Consider the following 25,551-nt stretch of genomic DNA (forward strand, 5'->3'; position numbering starts at 1 on the left):
TCCCCTAGCACGCCAGGGGTCGGTGCGTCAGCCCGACCCCTGGCGTCTTCCCGTCCGGCCCGCGGTTTGCGAGGCTGGACAGCACGACGAGAAAGGCGAGAACCATGTCGAACGTCCTCCGCAGCGAATCCGTCCGCATCCACCCCGGCAGTGCCACCCGCGAGGAGGCGATGAAGGAGGCCGCCGACCTGCTGCAGGCCACCGGCGCCGTCACCGCCGACTACTTCGCCGCCATGCAGCAGCGCGAAGAGACCGTGTCGACGTACATGGGCAACGAGCTCGCGATCCCGCACGGCACCAACGAGACCAAGCAGGCCATCCTCGAGTCGGGCCTCTCCGTCGTGCGCTACGACGGCGGCGTCGACTGGGGCGGGGAGCCCGTCAGCTTCGTGATCGGCATCGCCGGCAAGGGCGACGAGCACCTCGAGATCCTGTCGCAGATCGCGATCCTGTTCTCGGAGGAGGACGACGTCGCGCGTCTGAAGGCCGCCTCCTCCCCCGAGGAGCTCTTCCAGGCCCTCTCGGGCTCCGTCAACGCATGAAGGCCGTCCACTTCGGCGCCGGCAACATCGGCCGGGGCTTCGTCGGTCTGCTGCTGCACGAAGGCGGCTACGACCTCGTCTTCTCCGACGTCTCGGCGGCCCTCGTCGAGGCGATCAACTCGGCGTCGTCGTACACGGTCCACGAGGTGGGCGACGGAGGCGTCGACAAGCAGGTGACGAACTTCCGTGCGATCAACAGCTCGGTCGACGCCGAGGCCCTCGTCGACGAGATCGCCACCGCCGACGTGGTGACCACCGCCGTCGGCCCGACGATCCTCAAGTTCGTCGCCCCGCACATCGTTGCGGGCCTGGCGCTGCGCGATCCCTCGCTCCCGCCGCTGCAGATCATGGCGTGCGAGAACGCGATCGGGGCGACCGACCAGCTGCGCGAGCACGTGGTCGAGCTCGCCGGCGAGTCGTGGGACGCCCTGGCGGCCCGTGCCGTGTTCGCCAACACCGCGGTCGACCGCATCGTTCCGGCGCAGGCCCAGGGCGGTGTCGACGTCACCGTCGAGCCGTTCTACGAATGGGCGATCGAGAGCGCGCCGTTCGGCGACACTCCCCCGCACATCCCCGGGGCGCACTTCGTCGACGACCTCGAGCCGTACATCGAGCGCAAGCTCTTCACGGTGAACACCGGGCACGCCACCACCGCGTACTTCGGCGCGCAAGCGGGCATCGAGCGTATCTCCGACGCCCTGGCGAACCCCGAGATCGCGTCGAAGGTCGAGGCCGCACTCGAGGAGACCAGCGCACTGCTGGTCGAGAAGCACGAGCTGGATGCCGGCGTGCAGAGCGAGTACCGCTCGACGATCCTGCGCCGCTTCCGCAACGCCGCCCTTCCCGACACCGTGTGGCGCGTGGGACGTCAGCCGCTGCGCAAGCTCTCGCGTCACGAGCGTTTCGTCGGGCCCGCCGCCGAGGCCGTGGAGCGTGGCCTGCCCGTCGACGCCCTGGTCGCCGCCATGGCCGCCGCGCTCGAGTTCTCGGACACCGAGGACACCCAGGCCGTCGACCTGCAGCGCATGCTGCGCGAGCTCGACGCCGAGGCGTTCACGGCGGAGGTCACCGGCCTCGACGCCGCGCACCCGCTGTACGCGCGCATCGTCGAGATCGTCGCGGCCCGCAAGGCGGCACTGCCCGCCTGAGCCCCGCGTTACCCTCGACAGGTGACCGACACGACCCCGTCCGACGCCGGCGGAGCGCCCCGAGCGCCCCGCCGGCGTCGTCGTCTTCTGCGCTGGATCCTCGGTGGTCTTGCCGTGATCGTGGTGCTGCTGATCGGCGGCATCCTGATCTACACCCAAGTGGGCGTCATGGGCGCCGAAGCCGAGCCCCTCGCGGCCGCCGAGGCGAATCCCGGCCTCACGATCAGCTCCGACGGCACGGGGATCGTGCTCTCCCCCACCTCGGGCGCGACCGGGCAGGGGCTCGTGTTCATTCCGGGGGCGAAGGTCGAGGCCGAGGGCTACATCGCGACCTTCGTCGACACGGTCGTCGACGACGGCATCACCGTCGTCATCACCCGTCCGTGGCTGAACCTCGCCTTCTTCGATCCGCGGCCGTTGTCGACCTTCACCGAACTCGCGCCCGGCGTGTCGAGCTGGGCGGTCGGCGGCCACTCCCTCGGCGGCGTCAGGGCCTGCCAGTTGGCATCCGACGCCGATGCCCTCGTGCTGTTCGCCTCGTACTGTGCGAACGACCTCTCGGCATCCGGTCTTCCCGTTCTGAGCCTGTCGGGTTCGGAGGACGGCCTCTCGACTCCCCAGAAGATCGCGGATGCCAAGGGCGAACTCCCCGCGAATGCGACGTTCGTGGAGATTCCCGGTGCCTCGCACGCGTCGTTCGGCGCGTACGGCCCGCAGCCGGGCGACGGCACCCCCACGGCGGATCCGGCCGAGGTCGACCGCGTCATCGCCGACGAGCTGGCGGGGTTCCTGCCGCGGCCGTGAGGCGGCGACGGCCGAGGAGCGGTGCGCTGCTGCTGCACCTTACCTCCGCGCAGCGCGCGGCTCAAGCCGCTGTGCGCAGCACACTCGCAGCGCGCTTCGTTCGGGTCGAAATAGGTAGTCACAACCAGTAGTCGACCCGGTAGTCGGCCGCGTTGCCGCCTTCCTCAGCGAATTCGTAGCATCGATGTCATCGGTCCTCGCGAGTCACGACTGAACGGACGAGACCGGAGCCATCGCCCGTTCCCCCCGAACCGCTCGGCCCCATAGCCGACGTTCGTCGACCCCTCGCGACGCAGAGCGTCGCGCGAGAGGCCCATGTTCTCGTCGCGTCCCCCCGCGCGTCCGATCCGGACGCGAGCCGTCGCCACGGCGGCCGTCGTCGCTGTGGTCGCGGTGTTGGTGGGCGCCGTCACGACCCCGGCGGGTGCCGCCGCGACAGCGACCCCGGTTCCGGTCGACAGCACGCCGTCGGCCACGCCGACCCCCACCCCGACGCCGACGGCCACGTCGGCCCCGGCCTCTCCGACACCTTCTCCCGAAAGCTCTGCGGTCGACGAGGTGCCGTCTTCCCCCTCCGCGCCCACGGATGCGCCCGACGCACCGGCCGAGCCCGTCGCACCCGCGGTACCGGTTCCGGCACCGACCGAGACGGAAGAGCCTGAGGCTGACGTCGCAGAAGACGTCGGCGCGGCCGAGACCCCGGCCCGAGCACCCCCCGGCGCACGCATCGGCATCCTCGCCGCCGGCATCCCCGAACAGCCCGCCGAGGTGTGGACCGAGCCATTCGAACAGGGCCTGTCACTGACGGCGCCATCGTCGATCAGCGCGTACGCGGGCGGCCGTTACACCGCCTCGGCCGGCTGGGCGAACGGCATCACGTGCACCGGGGTTCTGCTCAACCGCAACGCCGTCTACCCGAATACACAGTTCTGCCCCAGCCAGGGCCTCGGGCTCACCACGACCTCCGCCCGCGAGGTGCGCCGCCTCGCCGACGTCCTCGGCCAGCTCGCCGCTGGCACCGCGGGCTCCGCGACCGCCAACGCTCCGACCAACGGCTCGACGACCGCGACCCAGAACAATCACGCGCTCGTGGCCCTCCCCTACGCCGCTGTGGCGGCGGGCGGGACCACTGTCGCGCAGAGCACAGCGGGCCTCGGCGTCACGGCCGCCGGCTCGCGCTACTACACGCTGCGCTTCGACGCCGCCGCCGCACCCTGCGCCGCGAACCCACCGGCCCTGGCACTCTCGCTCGTCACGGGCACGACAACCCTGCTGACCGCGTTCCCGACCGCCGTGAACCCGTGCGCGGCGACGGGCAACGTGTTCTACACCTCCCCCGCACAGGCGGCCACGGGCGGCGTCGGCGGCATCCTCGACCCTGCCGTCTCGACGTCGGCCCGAGCGGCCACCTACACCGGAACCGCTTCCGCGCTGCTCACTCCGGCGCAGATCGCCTCGGCCCAGGTGCGCCTTACGAACACCACGACCGGCGCCGGCAGCGGCTTCGGCGTCGACAACCTGCGGCTGCTGGATGTCACCCCGAGCCTGGACTGGTCGTTCGGACCCACCAGCGTCCCCGTCGGCACGCCCTCCACGCTGACCTACACGATCACCAATACCTCCGACCTCCTCGCCAAGAGCGACTGGTCGTTCACGAACACCCTCCCCACCGGGCTGACCGTCGCCCCGACCCCCGACGTGGGCGGCACGTGCGCGCAGGTCACCGGCACGGCATTCGGCGTGACGGCCCTCGCGGGTGCGACGAGCATCGGCGCGGTGGGAGGAGACCTCGCCCCGGGCGCGACCTCGTGCACCATCACCGTCGACGTCGTGGCATCCGCCGAAGCGACCTACGTCAACGTCCCGGCCAACGTCGTCACCCCGCTGATCGCCCCGGAGGCCGCGACGCTCACCGTCACCCCCGCCTCGCGACTGACCGTACGCAAGGACCTCCCCGCCCGCGCCGCATCCACGGACCAGTTCACCCTGTCGATCCGCAGCGGCACCACGGTGGTGGCCTCGGCCACGACCAGCGGGACGAGCAGCGGCGTGCAGTCCGCGCAGGTGTCACGACAGATCGTCGACGCCGGAGGCACGTACACGATCCATGAGACGCCGACCTCCGGGGCCGGCATCGGCTACGCGAGCTCGTACGAGTGCACCCGCGACGGCACGGTCGTCGCCACCGGAGCATCGCGCTCGGGGACCATCGTCATGCCCAGCGACCCCGGCGCCGAGATCGTCTGCACCTTCAGCAACACCCTGCAGCAGGTTCGCCTCGCCTGCGACAGCGGGTTGTTCTACGGCGTCACCACGAGCGGTGCGCTGGTGCAGGGCGACATCGTCAACGGCGGTCAATCGACGGTCGGCACCTGGCCGAACGTCACCGGCGCCAACTCGCTCGGAGTGGGCGCCGGGGGCACCACCGCCTTCGCCCTGAACAGATCGACCGATGCCGCGACGGTGCTGTCCGTACTGAAGTGGTCGCAGACGGGTGGCTTCGAGACGCTCGCGAACACCGCTTACACCCCGGTCGGACCCGGCGGAACGGCGGTCGCGGGCAGCATCGTAGCGGGCGCGGTGGATCTCACCACGGGCCGTTATCTCTTCGGCAAATTCAACGCCGGGCTCTTCTACGTCTGGAGCTTCACGGAGTCGGCGCCGGCCGCCTCCCGCTTCGCCTACCTCGGATCCTTCGCCACCGGATCGGCGCCGAACGGCAACGGCGACATGGCCTTCGACTCCCGCGGCAATCTCTACGTCCTCGGCGCCGCGACCGTCAACAACGCCAGCAGCGCCGCCATCTTCACCGTGACGGCCGACACGCTCGCCGCGGCGAACGGAGGAAGCCTCGCCGTGAACACCTCGACGACGCGCGCCCTGGTCGGACTGGACGCCTCCCCGGCCTTCGGCAGCGTCAACGGCATCGCCTTCTCTCCGCGCGGCACCGTCTACCTCTCGAGCAACACGAGCACATACGAGTTCGATCCGACGTCGTGGACTCGCATCGCCGGCAGCCCGCGCATCGACTTCGCCTCGACCGACCTCGCCACCTGCACCTCACCGGGCAGCGTCAGCGTGCTCAAGAACGTCGTCGGGCGCGCAGTGGCCGCCGATCAGTTTCAGATCACCCTGGCCGACCCCACCGGCGCGGTCGGCACCGCGACCACGGCGGGCTCGACCACCGGGCGGCAGACCGCCCAAGTCGGACCGTTCCCCGTGCGCGTCGGCACGGCGTTGACGGTATCGGAGGCAATGGCGGCCGGATCCACCTCGGTCATCGGGGCCTACACGGTTCGACTCGAGTGCTGGACCGACGGCATCCGGATCGTGAACACGACAGCCGTGAGCGCCGGCTTCGCGATGCCCGACCGGTTCGGGGCCAACGTCGTGTGCACGTTCTTCAACTCCCCCAGTCCTGTGGCGACGGTGACCATCACCAAACGCGTGCTCGATCCGGCGACGGGGCAGTCCACCCCGGCCGCCGGCTGGAGTCTCGGCGCCGCGGCGACCGCGACCACCGGCACGGCGACCGTCCTGCCGAGCGAAGCGCCCCGGCAGAACTCCGATGCCTCGGGCAATGCCGTCTGGACGGTGCTGTACGGCTCCGCGGCGTCGCGGGCGACCTTGACCATCTCGGAGGTGCAGCAGACGCGCTTCACCTTCGTCAGCGGAACCTGCACGGTGAACGGGGCGACCACCCCGGTGACCTTCACGACCGCAGCCGGGGTCGTCAGCGGCACCCTGCTGAACGTGGGCCCCTCGGCGACCGTCGCGTGCACCCTGACGAATCAGGCGATCACCTCCCTCACCCTTGTGAAGACGGTGTCGTCCGGCTCGCTCGCGGCGACCGAATGGACCGTGACCGCCACCGGTCCCGCCGGCGCCCTGCCCGGCCCCACCGGGCGCACGGGGACCGCGGCCACCACGAACGTCCCCGTCAGCCCCGCGCGCGCCTACCGCCTCTCGGAGTCCGGCACCAACGCCGCGTACGTGCAGGTGGGGCCCTGGCAGTGCGTCGACGCGAGCGGTGCCGCACTGCCCGTCACCGCCGCAGGAGACGTCACCCTCGCCACCGGAGCCGCGGCCACCTGCACGGTCACCAACGCCACGGCCACGATGACCCTGTTGAAGGACGTCGTGACACCCGGCTCCGGCTTCGTGCCCTCGACCTGGACCGTGACGGCCACTCCCGCCGCGCTGACCGGAGCCACGCTTCCCACCCAGAGCCGGGTCGGCGCCGCCTACTCCGCCGGACAGAACGCCGCGAGCACCTTCGAGGTGCGACCGGGTCACGGGTACACCCTCTCGGAAGCCCCCACGGTGTCGGGCACCCGGCTGAGCTATCAGACCCTCCGCCTTGAGCGACTCGACGGCACGACCTGGACGACGGTGAGCAGCCGCACCATCACCGCTCCCGCCGCCGGGCAGAACGTCGTGTACCGGTTCGTCAACGCCCCGGTCGTCGGACCCCGTCTCCCCCTCACAGGCGGGATGGGCGCCGACGCGTTCGTCATCGCCGGGGGCCTCCTGCTCGCCCTCGCCGTCGCGGGCGCCGCGATCTCTCGCCGACGCAAGGGAGGGAGCCTTCCGACATGACCCCTCCCGTCGCGCGACGCCGCCGACCACAACCGCTTTCCCCATCCCCATCCGCCTCACCCATCACTTCTCAAGGAGAGAAAATGTCCATCCGCAAGAGAGCAGGCGCCATTGTGAGCGTCCTCGCGCTCGGGGCCCTCGCCGCCGTCGGTGCCGTCGCACCGGCTTCAGCCGTGACGCTCCCGGGCAACATCGATTCGGACCAGACCCGCACGCTGACGATCCACAAGCACGCGCTGGGCCCGTCGACGCCCCTCAACCCGATCAGCACGGGTCAGCAGCTCGCGAGCCCGCCCGCCGATCCTCTGTCGGGCGCGCAGTTCACCGCGACGCTGGTCTCGGGAATCGACCTGACGACGGCCGCGGGCTGGACGCAGGCCGCATCGCTGACCCCGGCGCAGGCGGCGCAGCGCCCGAACACGGTGAGCTTCGTCTCGTCCGTCTCGAACGCGGCGGGCGTCTCGACGTTCTCGCCCGACCCGGCACTGTATCCCTCCGGACTGCCGATCGGCGTGTACCTCATCACCGAGACGCAGCTCCCGGCGACCGCGACCAACCCCGCCGCGCCGTTCCTGCTGACGCTGCCCACGCCGACCGGCGCCGCGGGCTCCCCCGCCAATCAGTGGATCTATGACGTGCACGTCTATCCGAAGAACGCGGTGACGCAACTGACCAAGACGCGGGTTCCCGCTCCGGCCGGTTCGGTCGAGCAGCGCAACCCCGATCTGATCCGCTGGGCCATCGCTTCGTCGATTCCGACGCTCGCCGCGGGTGACGCGGTCGACGTCTTCACGCTCACCGACAACTTGCCGGCCGAGCTGACGTACCTCACCGCGGCCACGGTTCCCGCGGGAGTCACCCCGACGAACGTCGTGGTCACCAACGCGGCCGGCGCGGCGCAGACGTTCACCGAGAACTCCGACTACACGATCACGAACACGGCCGGCGCGCTCACTCTCACCTTCACCCCCGCCGGCCGCACGCGCCTCGCGGGGCTGCAGGGCGGAACGGTGACGTTCAACGTCCTGACCCGCGCCACGTCGATCCCCGCGAGCGGCGTCATCGTCAACACCGCGTCGGCGAACGTCAATGGCGCGCTCGAGACGGTCACCGGCAGCACGCCGATCGGCCAGCTCACGGTCAACGCCTACACGACCTCGAACGGCGGCCGCGTGAACCTCGCGGGCGCGATCTACCAGGTCTTCCTCACGGAGCAGGATGCGATCAACGGGGCCAACCCGATCGTCATCAACGGCGAGACCAACTGGACGACCGGCGCCAACGGCAACGTGGTCATTCCGATCATCACCCCCGGCAACTACTGGGTGCGTGAGATCACGCCGCCCACCGGTTACCAGCTGCCCTCGCCCGACCGCGTCCTGACCGCGGTCGTGCCCGGCCCGACCTCGACCACCGCGCCGGTGCGCAACTACCTCGAGTTCGCACACAACCAGGTTCCCGCATTCGCCCTGCCCATCACCGGTGGCGACGGCGGCCTATGGTTCGGTGTCGGCGGTGCGGCCCTGCTCACGGTGATGGTCGGCTCCGCCTTCGTCGTCGCGCGGCGGCGTGTCCGCACGGCCCCGGCCTCGGCCTGAGGGACGATCGCACAGTGAAGGGGATGACGGGTCGGCGCGCTGCCGCACCGTCGTCCCCCTCCCCGGAGGGGAGGTCCGAAGATCGGGCCTCCCCTCCGGCCTTGCGTCGGGACCGTCGACGCGCACCGTGGCGCTTGTCCGTCGTCTCCCTCCTTCTCGCGGTGGGAGCGCTGGCGGGGGTGGCCCTGTTGATGTACCCCACCGTCGCGGCATGGTTCGCGCAGTACGCGCAGTCGCAGATCATCGACGGATACTCCGATCAGATCCGCGACCTCGGCGCCGACACCCTGGCCGACCGGCTCGAGGCCGCGCGGCGGTACAACGCCCGCCTCGTCGACGGCGGTGCCGAGATCGCGGCGAATGAACGACTTCCCCTGGCCAACGCGCCCGACCAGACGAGCGAGTACGCCGATCAGTTGCGCTCCGACGAGGCGGGACTGATGGCGCGGCTCAAGATCCCGAGCATCGACGTCGACCTGCCGGTCTACCACGGCACGAGTGAGCAGGTGCTCTACGAGGGCGTCGGCCATCTCGAGGGAACGGCGCTGCCCGTCGGCGGCGATACGACCCACTCGGTCCTCACCGCGCACCGCGGTCTCGCCACGGCCGAGCTCTTCACCCACCTCGATCGGGTCGCGAACGACGACACCTTCACCATCGAGGTCTTCGGCGAAGTCCTCGTCTACCGGGTGGTCGATACCCGCGTCGTCGAGCCGGAGGACACCGAATCACTCGCCCCGGTCGTCGGCCGCGACCTCGTCACGCTCGTGACGTGCACCCCACTGGGTGTCAACAGCCACCGCATCCTCGTCACCGGAGAGCGAGTCATCCCGACCCCGCAGTCCGAGCTCGACGGCGCGGGGGGCCACCCCGAGATTCCGACGTTTCCCTGGTGGATCTTCGTCCTCGCCGGCTCCGCTCTTGTCACGGGCCTCTACGTCTGGTGGGCCGGTCGGCCTCCGCGTCGGAAGCTCCCGCCCCGGACCTGAGCCCGCGATGGGCCGCACGGACGGAGGCCGGGTGTCACGGCATCCGCCCTCGCCTTCGACCCCCGCCGAGAAACCAGAACACGCCGCACCCCCAGCCCGGGTGCGGCGTGTCGTGGACACTCGACAGGGGTTCACTCCCGCGGAGGCTCACCCCGCGCAGTCCGTGCCTTCTCGGCCGCGAGCTCGGCGCGGATCGTCTCGGTCCGCACGTCGGTCGGGCGCTCGCCCGCCTCCCACAGGTGGTCGACCGCGGCCTGAGGGTGCCCCTCGGTCGCGGCGAGCGAGGCCTCCAGCGCCCGCTCGTACCGGCTCTGCCGACGCTTCAGCCACAGGCCCGCCACAAGAAAGACGGCCAGCAGCACGTACGCGCTCGCGGCGAACGGGTGCAGCACGAGGTCGGCGACGTTGCCCTGGCTCAGCTGCAGCGCTTTGCGCAGCTGCTGCTCGCCCATGGGCCCGAGGATCAGCCCCACGATGAGCGGGGCGATCGGGAAGCCGAAGCGCCGCATGAAGTACCCGAGCGCTCCCACGATGAGCAGGATCACGATGTCGAGCGTCGAGAAGCTCACCGCGTAGGCGCCCAGCACCGCGAAGGTGAGGATGCCGGCGTACAGGTACGGACGCGGAATCTGCAGCACCTTCACCCACAGGCCCGCCAGCGGCAGGTTCAGCACGATCAGCAGTACGTTGCCGATGTACAGGCTCGCGATCAGCGCCCACACCAGGTCGCCCTGGTTCTGGAAGAGCTGCGGTCCGGGCTGGATGCCGTAGGACTGGAACGCCGTGATGATGATGGCCGCGGTCGCCGTCGTCGGAAGACCCAGGGTCAGAAGCGGCACGAGCACGCCCGCCGCGGCGGCGTTGTTGGCCGCCTCGGGACCGGCGACGCCCTCGATCGCCCCGCGACCGAACTGCTCCTTGTTCTTCGACAGCTTCTTCTCGCTCGCGTACGAGAGAAAGGTCGCCACGTCCGCGCCGCCGGCGGGGATGGTGCCGATCGGGAAGCCGATGAAGGTGCCGCGTAACCACGGCTTCCAGGAGCGCCTCCAGTCCTCTCGCGTCATCCAGCTGCGCCAGCCGCGCGTGACGGGGATCACGGGGATCGTGCCGTGCCGCAGGCGCGCGGCGACGTACAGGGTCTCGCCGACGGCGAAGAGGCCGACGGCCACGAGCACGACGCTCACGCCGTCGGAGAGGGCGAGCACGCCCATCGTGTACCGCGCCTGACCGGTCGTCGCCTCGGTGCCGATGAGGCCCACGAGCAGTCCGATGCCGAGCGAGGCGAGGCCGCGCGCGGGCGAGGAACCCAGCAGGGCCCCGACGGTGATGAACGCGACCACGATGAGGGCGACGAAATCGGCCGGTGAGAGGTTGACCGCGAAGCGCGCCAACAGGGGCGCGAACAGGGTCAGCAGGGCCGTGGCGATCGTGCCGGCGATGAACGAGCCGATCGCCGCGGTGGCCAGGGCCGCCGCTCCACGACCGAGCTTGGCCATCTTGTTGCCCTCGATCGCGGTGATGACCGAGGCCGACTCTCCGGGGGTGTTCAGCAGGATGCTGGTGGTCGAGCCCCCGTACATCCCGCCGTAGTAGATCCCGGCGAAGGTGATGATGGCCGCCGTCGGCGACAGCGAGTAGGTCAGCGGCAGCAGCAGCGCCACGGTCATGGCAGGTCCGATGCCCGGGAGCACTCCGACCGCGGTCCCGATGACGACGCCGAGCAGCGCGAACAGCAGGTACTCCGGCTGCAGCGCGGTGGCGAATCCCTCCATGAGGGAGTTGACAGCATCCATGTCGACGGTCTCCTAGCCGAACAGGGGTCCGGGGCCGTACCACCAGTCGAAGGCGGCCCCGCGAGGAAGGAAGAGGCCCAGGCCCTCACCGAAAAGGAGCTGGGTGCCGATGCCGATGACGAGACCGACGAGGAAGGCGACCCAGGGGCGTTTGGCACCGAGGGTCCAGGCGACGCCGCCGAACAGCAGGGCGGCGACCATCCACCAGCCGAGCAGTTCGAGAAGCAGCAGCACGGCGACCATCAGGGCGACGAGCTTGAGGATCGTCCACCAGTCGGTCGTGGCGTCGGGGTCGATGTCTTCGCCCTCTTCGCGCGGGGCGACCTGGCCCCGCAGCGCCGCGACGACGAGCGCCGCACCCGAGCCGAGCAGGATCACCGCGACGGCGAAGGGGAACACCTGGGGGCCGATCGCGGCCCCTGCGGGCACGCGGATGGCGAAGGCCCCGACGAGGGCGAAGACCCCGAGGCCGAAGACGACGCCCGCGAAGATCGCGTTGCCGACCCGGTCGGCGTCCCACCGGGGGCGGGCGGTCGCCGCTCCCGGTGCGTCGGTCGTCGTCACGACACCAGCCCGATGTTCTTCAGGGTGCCCGAGACGTCGACGATGTTCTCGTCGACGAACGTGGTGAACTCCTCACCCGTGAGGAAGGCGTCGGTCCAGCCGCGCTCCTCGAGCACGCTCTTCCAGGCGTCGGAGGCGTGCATGTCGGTCACGAGCTTGGTCAGACCCTCGGCATCCGCTTCGCTGATCCCGCCGGGTGCGAGCAGTCCGCGCCAGTTCGTGTAGACGACGTCGAAGCCCTCGCTGGTCATCGTCGGCACGTCGGGCAGCAGCGTCGCGGGCTCCTCGCTCGACACGGCGAGTGCGCGCAGGTCGCCCGAGTCGACGTACTCGGCGAACTCGCCCACGCCCGAGATGCCGGCCGCGGCGTTGTTGCCGAGCAGGAGCGACACGGCCTCGCCGCCGCCGGCGTTGGGCACGTAGTTCAGCTTCGTGGTGATGTCGGCGCCCGTGAGCCCGGCCTCTTCGAGCAGGAGGCCGGCGAGGATGTGGTCGGCACCGCCCGCCGAACCGCCGGTGATGGTGACGGCCTGTCCGTCGGCGACGACGGCGTCGACGAGGTCCTTCAGCGTCTGGTACTCGCTCGCGGCGGGCACCACGACCACGAGGGGCTCCTCGGTGAGGCGGGCGATCGGGGTGGTGTCCTCGATGCGGTTCTCGGCCGCGTTGGTCTCGACGGCTCCCACCATCACCAGGCCCGTGACCATGAGCGTGTAGGGGTCGCGCTCGTTGGCGAGCGAGGCCAGTCCGACGGTGCCGCCGGCGCCGCCGACGTTGCTGACGGCCGCGGTGCCGACGAGGTCGTCTCCGGTGAGCACGTCCGAGACGGCGCGACCGGTCTGGTCCCAGCCACCGCCCGGGTCGGCGGGGACGACGATGTTCACGGCGTCGATGGATGCGGCATCCTGCGACGCCGCTGCTCCCCCGGCTCCCGCCCCCTGCGGGTTGCACGCGGTGAGGGCCACGACCGACAGCGCGGCCAGCGGGACGAGGGCAAAGGTGGTGCGACGCATGCGCGGTACTCCTCTTCGAGTTCGAGGAGGCTCCGTCGCCTCCCCGCTGATCGCTCACGGTAGGCAGAGCTGCCGGATGCCGTCGCGCTTGCGCAACTAAGAACGAGTTCGGCAACTATTGGTCGCGCTCGACCGTCGGCCAGGTGCGGGTGACGAGAGAGAATGAACCGTGGTCCGAGCACTGTCGCTGAGACTGCAGCTGTTGCTGCTGCAGGCGTTGATCGTGTGCGTCGTGACCCTCGGAGCCGGCGTCGTCACCGTGTGGATCCAGGAGAGCGCGATCCGCGACTCCTACCGCGAGCGCATGGTGGGCGTTGCCCTGTCGATCGCACGCTTGCCCGTCATCGTCGAGGCGTTCGACGACCCCGACCCCTCCGTCGCGATCCAGCCCGTCGCCGAGGTGATCCGCGAGGCGTCGTCGCTGACCTATGTCGTGGTGACCGACCCCTCCGGCATCCGCTTCTCGCACCCGAATCCCGACCGCATCGGCGAGAGCGTGTCGACCGACCCGTCGATTCCCCTGTCGGGGCAGGTCTGGTCGGGCACCGAGACCGGCACGCTCGGCGAGTCGTATCGCGTCAAGGTGCCGGTCTTCGCCGACGGCGACGAGGAGGGGGCGCAGGTCATCGGCTCGGTCTCGGTCGGGGTGCTGGAGTCCGAGCTCGCCGCCGACCTGCAATCGCGCCTGCCGGGACTGCTGCTGGCCTTCGGCGGCGCGGCCGTGGCGGGCGTCTTCGGCGCGGCCTGGGTCGCCGCCCTCATCCGGCGGCGCATCTTCGGTCTGGAGCCCGACGAGATCGCCGAGATGGTCGGCGAGCGCGAGACGATGCTCCACCGCCTCAGCGAGGGCGTCGTGCGCGTGGACCACCGCGGCATCGTCACCAGCGCCAACGATTCCGCCGAGAGGCTCATCGGCCGCGGACCGCTGGTGGGTCGGCGCGCGGACGAGACGCTCGACGGCCCGCTGCTGCAAGTGATGGAAGACGGTGAGCCCGAGGGGCGGCTCGTGCTGGCCGGAGAACGCCCCGTCATCGCTCGCTCGACGGGCCTGCGCGACGACCGCGGGCGTTCGGTGGGCGCGACCCTGCTGCTGCGAGACCACAGCGAACTCCACGAGGCGCTGCGCCAGATGGACGGCCAGCAGTCGCTCACCGAGGGCCTGCGGGCGCAGGCGCACGAGTTCGCCAACTCGCTGCACGTGGTCTCGGGCCTGCTGGAGCTCGGCGCCTACGACGACGCCCGCGACTTCATCGCCCGGGTGCGGCCCGGCGGTCCCCTCGATCCGGGTCCGGATGCCGCGGCCCTGGGCAGCGAGCTGACGGCGCTGCTGTCGGTCAAGCTCGCCCGCTCGCGTGAGCTCGACGTCGGCCTCGAGGTCGCAGCCCACGGGACCCCGGCTCCCGAGGTGGTCGGTGACCTCGTGACCGTGGTCGGCAACCTCGTCGACAACGCTCTGGAAGCGTGTCGCCCCGGCGATCGTCTGCGGGTGGAGGTCGATGCCACCGGGCCCGGCGTGCACGTGCGGGTCGACGACAGCGGCGCGGGGGTGCCGGCCGCTCTGTGCGAGCACGTCTTCGACGAGGGCGTCAGCACCAAGGACACCCGCGACCGGGCCCGCGGCATCGGGCTCGCGCTCGTGCGCCGCGTGGCGCGGCGGCGCGGCGGCGATGCCCGCGTCGTGCCGTCCCCGCTGGGCGGCGCCCGGTTCGAGGTGTCGCTGCCCGTGGCGGAGAGGGTCTCGTGATGCTGCGGGTGCTGGTGGTCGACGACATCCCCGCGGTCGCGTCTCTGCACGGCCGTTTCGTCTCGGCGCATCCGTCGTGCGAGCTGGTCGGGACGGCGGGGAGCGGTCCGGATGCCGTGACGGCGATCGACCGACTCCGCCCCGACCTCGTCCTCCTCGACGTCCACCTCCCCGGCTTCTCGGGGCTCGACGCGCTGCGCGCCGTACGGGCCGACGCGGGCCTTCCGCAACCCGAGGTCATCGCGGTCACCGCCGCGCGCGACGTCGACACCGTGCGCACCGCCCGACTCATGGGCGTGCAGCACTACCTCGTGAAGCCGTTCACCGCGGGAGAGCTGCACGCGCGCATCGACGACGTGCTCGCCGAACGCCGATCGTCGGCCGCGGTCGCGGGCTCCCTCGACCAGCAGGGCGTCGACGCCGTGCTCCGACCGATCACCCGCCGACCGTTGCCGAAGGGCCTGTCACGCCCCACCCTCGACCTGGTGCGGTCGGCGCTGGTCGAGCTCGGTTCCGCGAGCGCCTCGGAGGTCGCAGATCGCCTCGGGCTCTCGCGGGTCAGCTGCCGTCGGTACCTCGAGCACATCGCCGAGGACGGCGAGTGCACCCGCAGCCTCGACTACTCCACCGCCGGCCGGCCGAGCACGCGCTACACGGTGGTCGCTGCCGCGTCCTGAGCATCCCGCTCCCGCGCCCTCGGCGCCCCGCGCCCCCCGTTGAGCGTCCACGACACCCGGACCATTGCGCAGAGTCGTCCGGGTGTTTTGGACGCTCAGCACACATGCGCCCCGGGACGCGGCATCCAGCTCCCGTTGAGTGTCCACGACACCCGGACCATCGCGCAGAGTCGTCCGGGTGTTCTGGACGCTCACCGAGGAAGCCGAAGGGGCGCGCACCCGCAGGTGCACGCCCCTGAACAGCCCGGCTCAGCGCTGGAAGCCCTCGCTGATGATCTCGATGAGCTCCTCGCGCTCCTCCACCGGCAGGAAGGCCCCGGCGGCGGCGTTGAGCTGGAACGCCTCGAGGTCGTCGAGGTCGTACTCGAAGGCCTGAGCGAGCAGACCGAGCTCGCGCGTGAGCGTGGTCGCGCTCATCAGGCGGTTGTCGACGTTCACGGTCACCGAGAAGTCGAGCTGGTAGAGCAGGTCGAACGGGTGGGCGTCCATCGTGTCGCCCCAGGCCGTGACGGCGCCCGACTGCAGGTTCGATGTCGGCGACAGCTCGAGCGTGATCTCGCGATCGCGCACCCACCGCGCCAGGTCGCCGAAGGTGACCTGCACCTCTTCGCCCTCGCGCGAGACGACGTCGAGGTCGTTGGCGATGCGCACGCCGTGACCGAGGCGCAGGGCGCGACCGTCGATCAGGGCGGAGCGGATGGAGGCCAGTCCCGCCCCCTCGCCCGCGTGCACGGTCGTGGGGAAGAACTCCTGCGCGAGGTAGTCGAACGCCTCGCGGTGGCGCGACGGCAGGAACCCGTCCTCGGGGCCGGCGAGATCGAAGCCGACGACACCGCGACCGCGCCACGAGACGGCGAGCTCGGCGATGTCGCGCGCGTTGTCGTTGTGGCGCAGGGCCGTCAGCAGCTGACCGACGCGGATGTCGTGTCCGCGTGCGTCGGCGGCGTCTTCACCCTCTTCGATGCCCTCCTGCACGGCATCCACCACGTCGTCGAGGCTCAGCCCGCGGGTGAGGTGCTGCTCGGGAGCCCAGCGCACCTCGCCGTACACGACGCCGTCGACGGCGAGGTCTTCGACGAACTCCTTCGCGACGCGCACGAGACCCTCACGGGTCTGCATCACACCGACGGTCGCGTCGAACTTCTCGAGGTAGTCCTCGAGGGAGCCTCCGTCGAGGTGGTCGCTGAACCAGGCGGTGAGGCCCTTCGCGTCGTCGGCGGGCAGGTCGAGACCCACCTCGTCGGCGAGCTCGAGCACCGTCTCGGGGCGGAGGCCGCCGTCGAGGTGATCGTGCAGCGAGACCTTCGGAAGATCACTGATCTTCCGGCCGCCGATGCGGACGTCTTCGGTGGCCATGGTGCTCCTCTTTCCGGATGCCATCACGCGGTGATGCGTTCGCGCACGAGCGACCGCGCGGAGGGGGCGGTGTCGCCGATCTCCCACGCTCCCTCGACCGCGTCGAGCGCGCGCGGGAAGCGCGTCTCATCGTCGGCCGAGAGGGTGAACAACGGCTGACCGGCGCTGATGGACTGACCGACCGTCACGTGCAGGTCGATGCCCGCGGCGTGCACCACGGCGTCTTCCGCGCGGGCGCGGCCGGCGCCCAGGCGCCACGCACCGATGCCGAAGGGCAGGGCGTCGACGCGCGTGACGACGCCGGAGCGGTCGGCGACCACCGTGTGCGTCTCGCGGGGCGTGGGCAAAGCGGCATCCGGATCGCCGTCCTGCGCACGGATCATGCGCTTCCACACGTCCATCGCGCGGCCGTCCGACAGGGCGGCTTCGACGTCGGCGTCGGGCTTGCCGGCGAGGGTCAGCATCTCGCGCGCGAGGGCGACGGTCAGCTCGACCACGTCGGCGGGTCCGCCGCCGGCGAGCACCTCGACCGATTCGCGCACCTCGTTGGCGTTGCCGATCGCAAGACCCAGCGGCACGTTCATGTCGGTGAGCAGCGCCGTCGTGTTCACGCCCGAGTCGGTGCCGAGGGCGACCATGGTCTCGGCGAGCTCACGCGCGCGATCGATGTCCTGCATGAAGGCGCCCGAGCCGAACTTCACGTCGAGCACGAGGGAGTCGGTGCCCTCGGCGATCTTCTTCGACATGATGCTCGAGGCGATCAGCGGGATCGCCTCGACGGTTCCGGTGACGTCGCGCAGGGCGTACAGCTTCTTGTCGGCGGGGGCGAGACCGGTGCCGGCGGCGCAGATGACAGCGCCCACGTCGCGCAACTGCGCCATGATCTCGTCGTTCGAGAGCGCCGCGCGCCAGCCGGGGATCGACTCGAGCTTGTCGAGCGTGCCCCCGGTGTGGCCGAGACCGCGACCCGAGAGCTGCGGCACGGCGACGCCGAAGGCGGCGACCAGCGGAGCGAGCGGGAGCGTGATCTTGTCGCCCACGCCTCCGGTCGAGTGCTTGTCGACCGTGGTCTTGCCGAGCGACGAGAAGTCCATGCGCTCGCCCGAGGCGATCATCGCGTCGGTCAGCACGCGGATCTGGTCGCGGCCGAGGCCGTTCAGCAGGACCGCCATCGTGAACGCCGCCATCTGCGCGTCCATCACGTAGCCACGCGTGTACGCGTCGACGAGCCAGCGGATCTCGCCCTCGGAGATGGCCTTGCCATCGCGCTGGGAACGAATGATGTCGACGGCGTCGTACGACTCGACGGGTCCCTGTCGAAGTGTCATCGTGCCGCCTCCTCGAGGTCGCGCGGGCCGAAGGCGTCGGGCAGCACCTCGTCGATGGTCCGGATGCCGCTGACGGTCTCGAGCAGCATGCCCGGGATCGCGTGCTCGAACAGCAGCTGGCGGCAGCGGCCGCACGGCATGAGTGTGCGACCCTCGCCGTCGACGCACACGAAGGCGACCAGCTGGCCGCCCCCGCTCATGTGCAGGTCGGACACGAGTCCGCATTCGGCGCACAACGTCACGCCGTACGAGGCGTTCTCGACGTTGCATCCGGAGACGATCCGGCCGTCGGCCACGAGCGCCGCGGCGCCCACCTTGAAGCGGGAATAGGGCGCGTACGCGCGGTGCATGGCATCCGTGGCGGCGGAACGGAGTTCGTCCCAGTCGATGTCGGTCATCGTGGAGTGGTGGGTCCTCTCGTGAAGGGACGGGTGGTCGGGCCGGTCAGCCCTTGACGTACGGTTTGCCGGCGGCCGCGGGTCCGCGGACCTTTCCGACCAGACCGGCGACGGCGAAGATCGTCACCACGTACGGCAGCATGAGCATGAACTCGCTCGGCACCGGCGAACCGATGACGCCGAGGGTGTTCTGCAGGTTCGACGCGAAGCCGAACAGCAGTGCCGCCAGCGTCGCGCGGATCGGGTCCCACTGGCCGAAGATGACCGCCGCGAGGGCGATGTAACCGGCACCGGCCGTCATCTCTTTGTTGAACGCGCCGACGGAGCCGAGCGTGAAGAACGCCCCACCCAGACCGGCGATGGCGCCACCGAGGGCGACGTTCCAGAAGCGCGTCTTGGCGATGTTGATGCCGACCGTGTCAGCTGCCTGCGGGTGCTCGCCGACCGCGCGGAGGCGCAGGCCCCAGCGGGTGTGGAACAGACCGACGTAGACCAGGGCGACCGTGACGTACATCAGGTAGACGATGATCGTCTGGTTGAACAGCATCGGCCCGAGGATCGGGATGTCGGCCAGCAGCGGGATCGGCAGACGCGGGAAGCGCGGGGGCGAGTTCAGCGTTTCGGCGTTGGGGGCGAGCACCTGCGAGAACAGGAAGCTCGTCAGTCCGACCACGAGCACGTTGAGCACGACACCGACGATCACCTGGTCGACGAAGTACTTGATGGCGAAGGCCGCCAGTACGAACGACACCAGCACGCCCGAGACGCCCGCGGCCAGCAGACCGATGAAGGGGTTGCCCGTCGCGGTGGCGACGACCGCCGAGGTGAAGGCACCGGCGAGTAGCTGACCCTCGATCGCGATGTTGACCACGCCGACCCGCTCGCTGAGCACACCGGCCATCGCGCCGAAGATCAGCGGGACCGAGAGGCTCAGGCCACCGGCGAGCAGACCCGTCAGCGGGATGACCGAGGTGGTGGCACCGGCGGCGGCCCAGGTGAGGAAGCCGGTCATGAACACCAGCGCGAAGATGACGGCGAGCCAGATCGGCGGGCGGCGGTGGGCGCGCACCATGAGCACGCTCACCACGGTGACGGCCGCGAGCAGGATCGTGCACACGATGCCGGTGACGACACCGCCGAGCACGACCTCGGGCAGCTGCAGGAACTCGCCGGGGCTGGAGATGCGGAACACCGCGTCGCCGTCCTGACGGGCGATGACGAAGAGAACGAGCGCCAGCAGCGTGATCACGCCGTAGATGATGGGCGTCTTCTTGCTGACGACGACGGACTTCTCGAGCGCGTCGGGCTGCGACGACGCCTCGGCGTGCGGAACCGTGGTGCTCACTTGGCCGCCTCCTTCTTCTTCGGGGCGCGGGTCTTCGTCGAGCGGGCCCCGGGGGCGGGCAGACGGAAGATGGCGCGCACGAGCGGGGGTGCGGCGATGAACAGCACGATCAGCGACTGCACGACGAGCACGATGTCGATCGGAACGCCGTTGGCGGCCTGCATGGCGAACCCGCCGGCCTTGAACGCGCCAAACAGGATGCCGGCGACCAGAACGCCCACCGGGGTGGAGCGACCGAGCAGGGCGACGGTGATGGCGTCGAAACCGATGCCCGCGTCGATGCCGCTGGAGAAGCCGGTCGTGACGGTGCCGAGCACCTGATCGACGCCGGCGAGCCCGATGAGGGCGCCCGAGATCAGCATGGCGATGACGTACATCGCCTTCACGTTGATGCCGGCCACACGAGCGGCGTTGGGGTTGAGCCCCACGGCGCGGAAACGGAAGCCGAGCGAGGACCGCTCGAGGATCCACCACACGACCGCGACGGCCACGAGCGACAGGATGAAGCCGAAGTGCAGGTTGTAGCCCGAACCGAACAGGTCGGGGAACACCGCGGTGTCCTTCATCGCCGGGGTCGTGGGGTTGTTCGACCCCGGAGCCTGCAACAGGCCGGGCGTGCGCAGCAGGTAGTAGACGAGGTAGAACCCGACGTAGTTGAGCATGATCGTGACGATCACCTCGTGCGCACCGGTCCGCGCCTTGAGCAGACCGGCGATGCCGGCCCACAGGGCTCCGGCCACGACGCCGGCGACGAGCGCGACGATCATGTGCAGACCCCACGGCAGGTCGAACGCGAACGCGACGTACCCGCCGGCCGCCGCGGCGACGAGCATCTGCCCGCGACCGCCGATGTTGAACATGCCGACGCGGAAGGCGAGGGCGACGCCGAGACCGGCGGCGATCAGCGGCGTCGCGAACGTCAGGGTCTCGGTGAGCGGGCGGATGCCGGTGGCGAACTCGGGTCGACGGAAGTTGTAGATCGCGCCCTGGAAGAACGACGCGTAGGCCCCCGACACCGACTGCCAGATCGCGGCGAGGGTGTCGCCGGGTCGAGCGAAGAAATACCCCGCCGCCGCCTGGACGTTCTCGTCGGTGGCCGCGATCATGATCGCGCCCACGATGAGGGCGAGGATGACCGCGAGCACCGAGATGATCGCGTTTCCGGTGGCGATCTCGCGCGCCGCGCGCCGCCAACGGTTCTCGTCGGGGGCGGGTTCGGGCGCGACGACGCGCGCACCTGCGGCCGGATCGACGGGCGAGGCGCCCTCCAGGGCGACGTCCGCCTGCGTCGCCTCGGCGACCTCGGCGGCGCGATCGGCACGCGCGGCGGTCGGGTCGTGCGGGCTGTACGAATCGCTCACGCGGCGACTCCTTCGTTCTGGGGCGCTTCGCCGGCCATCATGAGGCCGAGCACGTCGCGCGAGGTGTCGCCGGGGACGATGCCCACGACGCGACCGCGGTACATCACCATGATGCGGTCGGCGAGAGCGGTGACCTCGTCGAGCTCGGTCGAGACGACGATGACCGGGACACCGGCGTCGCGCGTCTCGATGACGCGCTTGTGGATGAATTCGATCGACCCGACGTCGACGCCGCGCGTGGGCTGTGCGGCCACGAAGAGCCGCAGATCGCGGCTGAGCTCGCGCGCCAGAACGACCTTCTGCTGGTTGCCGCCCGACAGACGCCCGACCGGGGTCTCGATCGAGGGGGTGCGCACGTCGAACTCCGAGACCTTCTCGCGCGCGAACTCGGCCAGGGTCGACAGCTGCAGGGCCCCCGCCTTGACGAACGGTGCCCCGTCGGCGCGGTCGAGCATGAGGTTCTCCGCGATGGAGAACTCCCCGACCAGCCCGTCTTCTTTGCGGTCTTCGGGCACGAACCCGACTCCGGCGTCGAGCACGGCGCGAACCGTCGACCCGTGCAGCTCTTTGCCGTCGAGGCGGATGGACCCCTCGACGCGCTCCTGGAGCCCGACCAACGCTTCGGTGAGTTCGGTCTGCCCATTGCCCTGCACCCCGGCGATGGCGAGCACCTCGCCGCGTCGCACCTCGAAGCTGACGTCGTTGACGACCACCTGACCGATCGCGTCGACCACGCTCAGCCCGGAGACGGCAAGTCCGACCTCGCCGAGGGTGGGGGCGTCCTTCTGCACGGTGAGCTCGACGGCGCGACCGACCATGAGCGAAGCCAGTTCCGCGTTGGAGGCCGTGGGCTCGGCCTCGCCCACGACCTTGCCGAGGCGGATGACGGTGATGCGATCGGCGACCTCGCGCACCTCGCGCAGCTTGTGCGTGATGAACACGATCGAGGTGCCCGCGTCGCGCAGCTGACGCATGATCGCCATCAGCTCGTCGGTTTCCTGGGGGGTGAGCACGGCGGTGGGCTCGTCGAAGACGAGCACCTTCGCGTCGCGCGAGAGGGCCTTGATGATCTCGACGCGCTGCTGCACGCCGACGGGGAGGTCGTCGACGAGGGCATCGGGGTCGACGGCGAACCCGAACCGGTCGGAAATTTCCTTGACCTTGGCCCGCGCGGCCGCGAGGTCGAGACGCCCGCCGACCTTGGTGGGCTCGTGACCGAGCATCACGTTCTCAGCGACGGTGAAGACGGGGATGAGCATGAAGTGCTGGTGCACCATGCCGATGCCCGCGCGCATCGCGTCGCCGGGGCCGGAGAAGTGCTGGACGGCGTCGTCGAGCAGGATCTCTCCCCCGTCGGCCTGGTAGAGGCCGTAGAGGACATTCATGAGGGTGGATTTGCCGGCACCGTTCTCGCCGAGCAGGCAGTGGATCTCTCCGGCCTCGACGGTGAGGTCGATGTGATCATTCGCCACCAGGGATCCGAAGGTTTTCGTGATCCCGCGGAGTTCGAGCTTCATGTTCCCGATCCTAGGTTCTGTGGCGCCGGTCGCGGAGGGCGGACCGGCTGGGGGCCGCTTCGTGGGCGGCGATCCCCGGGGAGCAGACCGATGTCACCGGTCTCGTTCATAAGGGAGGGGAGGCCGGCGAAAGCCGGCCTCCCCGAAAAGCGGTGCTGACTCAGCCGGCGAGGTAGGACTCGACGGTGATGTCTCCGCTGATGATGCTGGCCTTGAGCTCGTCGATCTTCGACGTCAGCTCGGCGGGAACGCGGTCCGACCAGTCGTGGTACGGGGCCAGGCCGACACCCTCGTTCTCGAGCGTGCCGACGAACGGGGTGGCGTCGAAGTTGCCCTCGCCCGCGGCGACGATGGCGTCCTTCGTACCCACGTCGATGCCCTTGAGGATCGAGGTCAGCAGCAGCTCGCCGACCGAGGGGTCGGTCTCGTACACGTCGGCGTCCACGCCGACCAGGGCGATCTCGCGCCCGGCGTCCTTGATGGCGACGGCGGCCGACTGGTAGATCGGGCCACCGACGGGCAGCAGCACGTCGACGTTCTGGTCGATGAGCGCCTGCGCGGTCTGGCGGGCGGTGTCGTTGGCCTCGAAGCCACCGGTGAACGAGCCGTCCTTGGCGGCGCGGTCCCAGCCCACAACGCGCACGGTGGCGCCGTTGTCGGTGTTGTACTTCTCGACGCCCTGGGCGAAGCCGTCCATGAAGATGCTCACGGTCGGGATGTTCAGGCCACCGAAGGTACCCACGACGCCGGTCTTCGAGGTGCCCGCGGCGAGGTAGCCGGCGAGGTACGCGGACTGCGCGGTGTCGAAGATGATCGGCTTGATGTTCGGCGCGTCGGTCTTGCCGTCGAAGTCGCTGTCGACGGTGTCGTCGATCGAGACGTACTGCAGGTCGGGGTTGGCCTTGGCCGACTCGAGAGCCGCCGGGGCGAGGAGGAAGCCGACCGTGACGATCGTGTTGCAGCCCTGGTCGACGAGGTTCTGCAGGTTGGAGGCGTAGTCGGTCTCAGCCTGCGACTCGACCTCGATCGGGGTCTTCGAGCCGAGCTGCGAGGCCGCCTCGTCGACGCCCTCCTTGCCGAGCTGGTTGAACGACTTGTCGTCGAAGCCACCGGCGTCGGACACCATGCAGGGCAGGTAGTCGCTGGCGCCGGCGGCGGCACCACCGGATGCGCCGTTGCTCTCGGGTGCGGCGCCGCAACCGGCGAGCAGCGCCGCGGCGCCGATCATGGCGAGGCCGCTGACGACGGCCTTCTTCGTGGTCTTCACGAATGGTCCTCCAAGACGGATGCCCCCAACGGGTTCGGGGGACGATCCCGTCACGTTACCTACTGTGTCGCGATGCTCGTGACCGGGGAGCCGCCGTGCGGGCCAATGGTTACAAAGACGCAATCTCGCGTCATGAGACCGCCACACGCCCTCCGCCCGAAGGCACCGGATGCCACGTGGTGTGGCATCCGGTCTCAGAGCACGTCGCCGCGACCGGTCAGCTTGAGCGCGTCGACCACGCCCTTCACGCGCTGGGCGTTCTCGCTGGTCGTGACCAGGAGCGCGTCGGGGGTGTCGACCACGACGATGTCGCGCACGCCGATGAGGCTGATCACGCGCTTGGTCTGCGAGACCACGATGCCGCTGGAGGCGTCGGAGAGCACCCGCGCGTCTTCACCCAGGATGGCCAGCTCGTTGCGGCCGCCGGAGGAGTTGAGCTTGGAGAGGCTGGCGAAGTCGCCCACGTCGTCCCAGTCGAAGTGCCCGGGGATGACGGCGAGACGCCCCTTCTCGGCCGCGGGCTCGGCGACGGAGTAGTCGATGGCGATCTTCTTCAGACCCGGCCAGATGCGATCGACCGCGGGGCCGCGACGATCCCGGTCGTCCCAGGCCTCGGCCAGCTCGAGCAGACCCGCGTGCAGTTCGGGCTCGTTGACGGCGAGCTCGGCCAGCAGCACGTCGGCGCGCGTGATGAACATGCCCGCGTTCCAGAGGTACGCGCGGTCGGCGAAGTACTCCTTGGCCGTGTCGAGGTCGGGCTTCTCGACGAAGCGCTCGACGATGTAGGCCTCGGGGGCGCCCTCGACGATCAGCTCGTCGGCCTGCTTGATGTAGCCGAAGCCGACCGAGGGCTCGGCCGGCTGGATGCCGATCGTGCAGATGTACCCCTCGCGGGCCACCGCCACGGCCTGGTGCACCGCGAACTCGAACTGCCGCGTCTGGCGGATGACGTGGTCGGCCGCGAACGAGCCGATGATCACGTCGGGCTCGCGGCGCACGAGGATCGCCGCGGCCAGGCCGATGGCGGCCGACGAGTCGCGCGGCTCCGACTCGAGGAAGACGTTGTGGTCGGGAACGCCCGGCAGCTCGCGTTCGACGGCGGCGCGGTGCGCACGACCCGTGACGACGGCGATGCGGTCGTCGCCCGAGAGCGGAGCGAGGCGGTCCCACGTGTCGCGCAGGAGCGTCTGGCCCGACCCGGTGAGGTCGTGGAGGAACTTGGGCGCATCGGCGCGGGACAGGGGCCACAGACGGCTGCCGATCCCTCCGGCGGGGATCACGGCGTAGAAATCGTCGATCGCAGGGTGTGCCATGGCACCGACACTAGCGTTCGCGCCCCCTCCCGCCTGCGCGCGCGACGCGGAGGAACGCCGGGTGAACGGCATCCGGGATATCTCGATATCGAGAGAGTCTTAGGCGGCCCTAATCCCCGGCGTTCATAGCCCGGCCGTAGTATTCAATGGCGCCCGTGTGACGCTCGGGGCCCGTGCGAGGCCCCACACCGTGTT

The 25,551-nt window shown here is 70.3% G+C and carries 18 protein-coding genes and 1 pseudogene; 8 read left to right on the top strand and 11 right to left on the bottom strand.

Annotated elements, in window-relative coordinates:
* Positions 1 to 104: 104 nt before the first annotated feature.
* The 6 genes from M3667_RS02680 to M3667_RS02705 all read left to right on the top strand — a co-directional run bounded on the left by M3667_RS02680 (position 105) and on the right by M3667_RS02705 (position 9,680).
* A complete protein-coding gene (locus M3667_RS02680) occupies positions 105 to 542 on the top strand; it encodes a PTS sugar transporter subunit IIA (RefSeq protein WP_251504554.1) in 438 nt (145 codons plus the stop codon).
* Positions 539 to 1,690, top strand: a complete 1,152-nt coding sequence (locus M3667_RS02685) for a mannitol-1-phosphate 5-dehydrogenase (RefSeq protein ID WP_251504557.1) — start codon at positions 539 to 541, stop codon at positions 1,688 to 1,690. The genes M3667_RS02680 and M3667_RS02685 overlap by 4 nt, the downstream gene beginning before the upstream one ends.
* 21 nt (positions 1,691 to 1,711) lie before the next feature.
* On the top strand, positions 1,712 to 2,494 hold the full coding sequence (locus M3667_RS02690) for an alpha/beta hydrolase (protein ID WP_251504560.1): 783 nt from the start codon (positions 1,712 to 1,714) through the stop codon (positions 2,492 to 2,494).
* A gap of 315 nt (positions 2,495 to 2,809) precedes the next feature.
* Positions 2,810 to 7,093, top strand: a complete 4,284-nt coding sequence (locus M3667_RS02695; RefSeq protein WP_251504563.1) for an LPXTG cell wall anchor domain-containing protein — start codon at positions 2,810 to 2,812, stop codon at positions 7,091 to 7,093.
* Positions 7,094 to 7,176: 83 nt separating this feature from the next.
* Positions 7,177 to 8,691: a SpaH/EbpB family LPXTG-anchored major pilin gene (locus tag M3667_RS02700; RefSeq protein ID WP_251504566.1), complete on the top strand. Its 1,515-nt coding sequence runs from the start codon at positions 7,177 to 7,179 to the stop codon at positions 8,689 to 8,691.
* A 134-nt stretch (positions 8,692 to 8,825) separates the two neighbouring features.
* Positions 8,826 to 9,680, top strand: coding sequence for a class C sortase (locus M3667_RS02705; protein WP_251504569.1), 855 nt, complete (start codon positions 8,826 to 8,828; stop codon positions 9,678 to 9,680).
* A 131-nt stretch (positions 9,681 to 9,811) separates the two neighbouring features.
* Here M3667_RS02705 and M3667_RS02710 read toward each other — a convergent pair whose 3' ends face one another.
* The 3 genes from M3667_RS02710 to M3667_RS02720 are packed head-to-tail and all read right to left on the bottom strand — an operon-like array spanning position 9,812 to position 13,050.
* A complete protein-coding gene (locus M3667_RS02710) occupies positions 9,812 to 11,473 on the bottom strand; it encodes a tripartite tricarboxylate transporter permease (protein WP_251504572.1) in 1,662 nt (553 codons plus the stop codon).
* 12 nt (positions 11,474 to 11,485) lie between these two features.
* Positions 11,486 to 12,037, bottom strand: a complete 552-nt coding sequence (locus tag M3667_RS02715; RefSeq protein ID WP_251504575.1) for a tripartite tricarboxylate transporter TctB family protein — start codon at positions 12,035 to 12,037, stop codon at positions 11,486 to 11,488.
* A complete protein-coding gene (locus tag M3667_RS02720) occupies positions 12,034 to 13,050 on the bottom strand; it encodes a tripartite tricarboxylate transporter substrate binding protein (protein WP_251504579.1) in 1,017 nt (338 codons plus the stop codon). The genes M3667_RS02715 and M3667_RS02720 overlap by 4 nt, the downstream gene beginning before the upstream one ends.
* 169 nt (positions 13,051 to 13,219) lie before the next feature.
* On the opposite strand from M3667_RS02720, the gene M3667_RS02725 reads away from it, so the two are divergent.
* Complete coding sequence (locus M3667_RS02725) at positions 13,220 to 14,794, top strand: ATP-binding protein (RefSeq protein ID WP_251504582.1); 1,575 nt, start codon at positions 13,220 to 13,222, stop codon at positions 14,792 to 14,794.
* A complete protein-coding gene (locus M3667_RS02730) occupies positions 14,794 to 15,471 on the top strand; it encodes a response regulator (protein WP_251504585.1) in 678 nt (225 codons plus the stop codon). The genes M3667_RS02725 and M3667_RS02730 overlap by 1 nt, the downstream gene beginning before the upstream one ends.
* Positions 15,472 to 15,720: 249 nt before the next feature.
* Here M3667_RS02730 and M3667_RS02735 read toward each other — a convergent pair whose 3' ends face one another.
* From M3667_RS02735 to M3667_RS02770, 8 genes and pseudogenes are all read right to left on the bottom strand, one after another.
* A complete protein-coding gene (locus M3667_RS02735; protein WP_251504600.1) occupies positions 15,721 to 16,827 on the bottom strand; it encodes an adenosine deaminase in 1,107 nt (368 codons plus the stop codon).
* A 23-nt stretch (positions 16,828 to 16,850) separates the two neighbouring features.
* Positions 16,851 to 18,155 carry a thymidine phosphorylase gene (locus tag M3667_RS02740; RefSeq protein ID WP_251504602.1) on the bottom strand — a complete coding sequence of 435 codons (1,305 nt, stop codon included), beginning with the start codon at positions 18,153 to 18,155 and terminating at the stop codon, positions 16,851 to 16,853.
* Positions 18,152 to 18,565, bottom strand: a pseudogene (locus tag M3667_RS02745) (cytidine deaminase); the annotation flags it as partial. The gene M3667_RS02740 and the pseudogene M3667_RS02745, both read right to left, overlap by 4 nt.
* Before the next feature lie 34 nt (positions 18,566 to 18,599).
* Positions 18,600 to 19,898, bottom strand: coding sequence for an ABC transporter permease (locus M3667_RS02750; RefSeq protein WP_251504605.1), 1,299 nt, complete (start codon positions 19,896 to 19,898; stop codon positions 18,600 to 18,602).
* Positions 19,895 to 21,259, bottom strand: a complete 1,365-nt coding sequence (locus M3667_RS02755; RefSeq protein WP_251504608.1) for an ABC transporter permease — start codon at positions 21,257 to 21,259, stop codon at positions 19,895 to 19,897. The genes M3667_RS02750 and M3667_RS02755 overlap by 4 nt, the downstream gene beginning before the upstream one ends.
* Positions 21,256 to 22,776: an ABC transporter ATP-binding protein gene (locus M3667_RS02760; RefSeq protein WP_251504611.1), complete on the bottom strand. Its 1,521-nt coding sequence runs from the start codon at positions 22,774 to 22,776 to the stop codon at positions 21,256 to 21,258. Before M3667_RS02760 ends, M3667_RS02755 begins: the two co-directional genes overlap by 4 nt.
* Before the next feature lie 160 nt (positions 22,777 to 22,936).
* Complete coding sequence (locus M3667_RS02765; protein ID WP_251504614.1) at positions 22,937 to 24,043, bottom strand: BMP family ABC transporter substrate-binding protein; 1,107 nt, start codon at positions 24,041 to 24,043, stop codon at positions 22,937 to 22,939.
* A 194-nt stretch (positions 24,044 to 24,237) separates the two neighbouring features.
* On the bottom strand, positions 24,238 to 25,356 hold the full coding sequence (locus M3667_RS02770) for a mannose-1-phosphate guanylyltransferase (RefSeq protein WP_251504617.1): 1,119 nt from the start codon (positions 25,354 to 25,356) through the stop codon (positions 24,238 to 24,240).
* Positions 25,357 to 25,551: the final 195 nt, after the last annotated feature.

The organism is Microbacterium sp. P26, from assembly GCF_023712585.1.
GTDB classification, from domain to species: Bacteria; Actinomycetota; Actinomycetes; order Actinomycetales; family Microbacteriaceae; genus Microbacterium; species Microbacterium algihabitans_A.

Bases quoted from the DNA above. Each gene is read 5' to 3' on its own strand.
- M3667_RS02720 (WP_251504579.1), bottom strand. From the start codon at position 13,050: ATGCGTCGCACCACCTTTGCCCTCGTCCCGCTGGCCGCGCTGTCGGTC.
- M3667_RS02685 (WP_251504557.1), top strand. From the start codon at position 539: ATGAAGGCCGTCCACTTCGGCGCCGGCAACATCGGCCGGGGCTTCGTC.
- M3667_RS02735 (WP_251504600.1), bottom strand. From the start codon at position 16,827: ATGGCCACCGAAGACGTCCGCATCGGCGGCCGGAAGATCAGTGATCTT.
- M3667_RS02740 (WP_251504602.1), bottom strand. From the start codon at position 18,155: ATGACACTTCGACAGGGACCCGTCGAGTCGTACGACGCCGTCGACATC.
- M3667_RS02710 (WP_251504572.1), bottom strand. From the start codon at position 11,473: ATGGATGCTGTCAACTCCCTCATGGAGGGATTCGCCACCGCGCTGCAG.
- M3667_RS02695 (WP_251504563.1), top strand. From the start codon at position 2,810: ATGTTCTCGTCGCGTCCCCCCGCGCGTCCGATCCGGACGCGAGCCGTC.
- M3667_RS02700 (WP_251504566.1), top strand. From the start codon at position 7,177: ATGTCCATCCGCAAGAGAGCAGGCGCCATTGTGAGCGTCCTCGCGCTC.
- M3667_RS02680 (WP_251504554.1), top strand. From the start codon at position 105: ATGTCGAACGTCCTCCGCAGCGAATCCGTCCGCATCCACCCCGGCAGT.
- M3667_RS02770 (WP_251504617.1), bottom strand. From the start codon at position 25,356: ATGGCACACCCTGCGATCGACGATTTCTACGCCGTGATCCCCGCCGGA.
- M3667_RS02730 (WP_251504585.1), top strand. From the start codon at position 14,794: ATGCTGCGGGTGCTGGTGGTCGACGACATCCCCGCGGTCGCGTCTCTG.
- M3667_RS02760 (WP_251504611.1), bottom strand. From the start codon at position 22,776: ATGAAGCTCGAACTCCGCGGGATCACGAAAACCTTCGGATCCCTGGTG.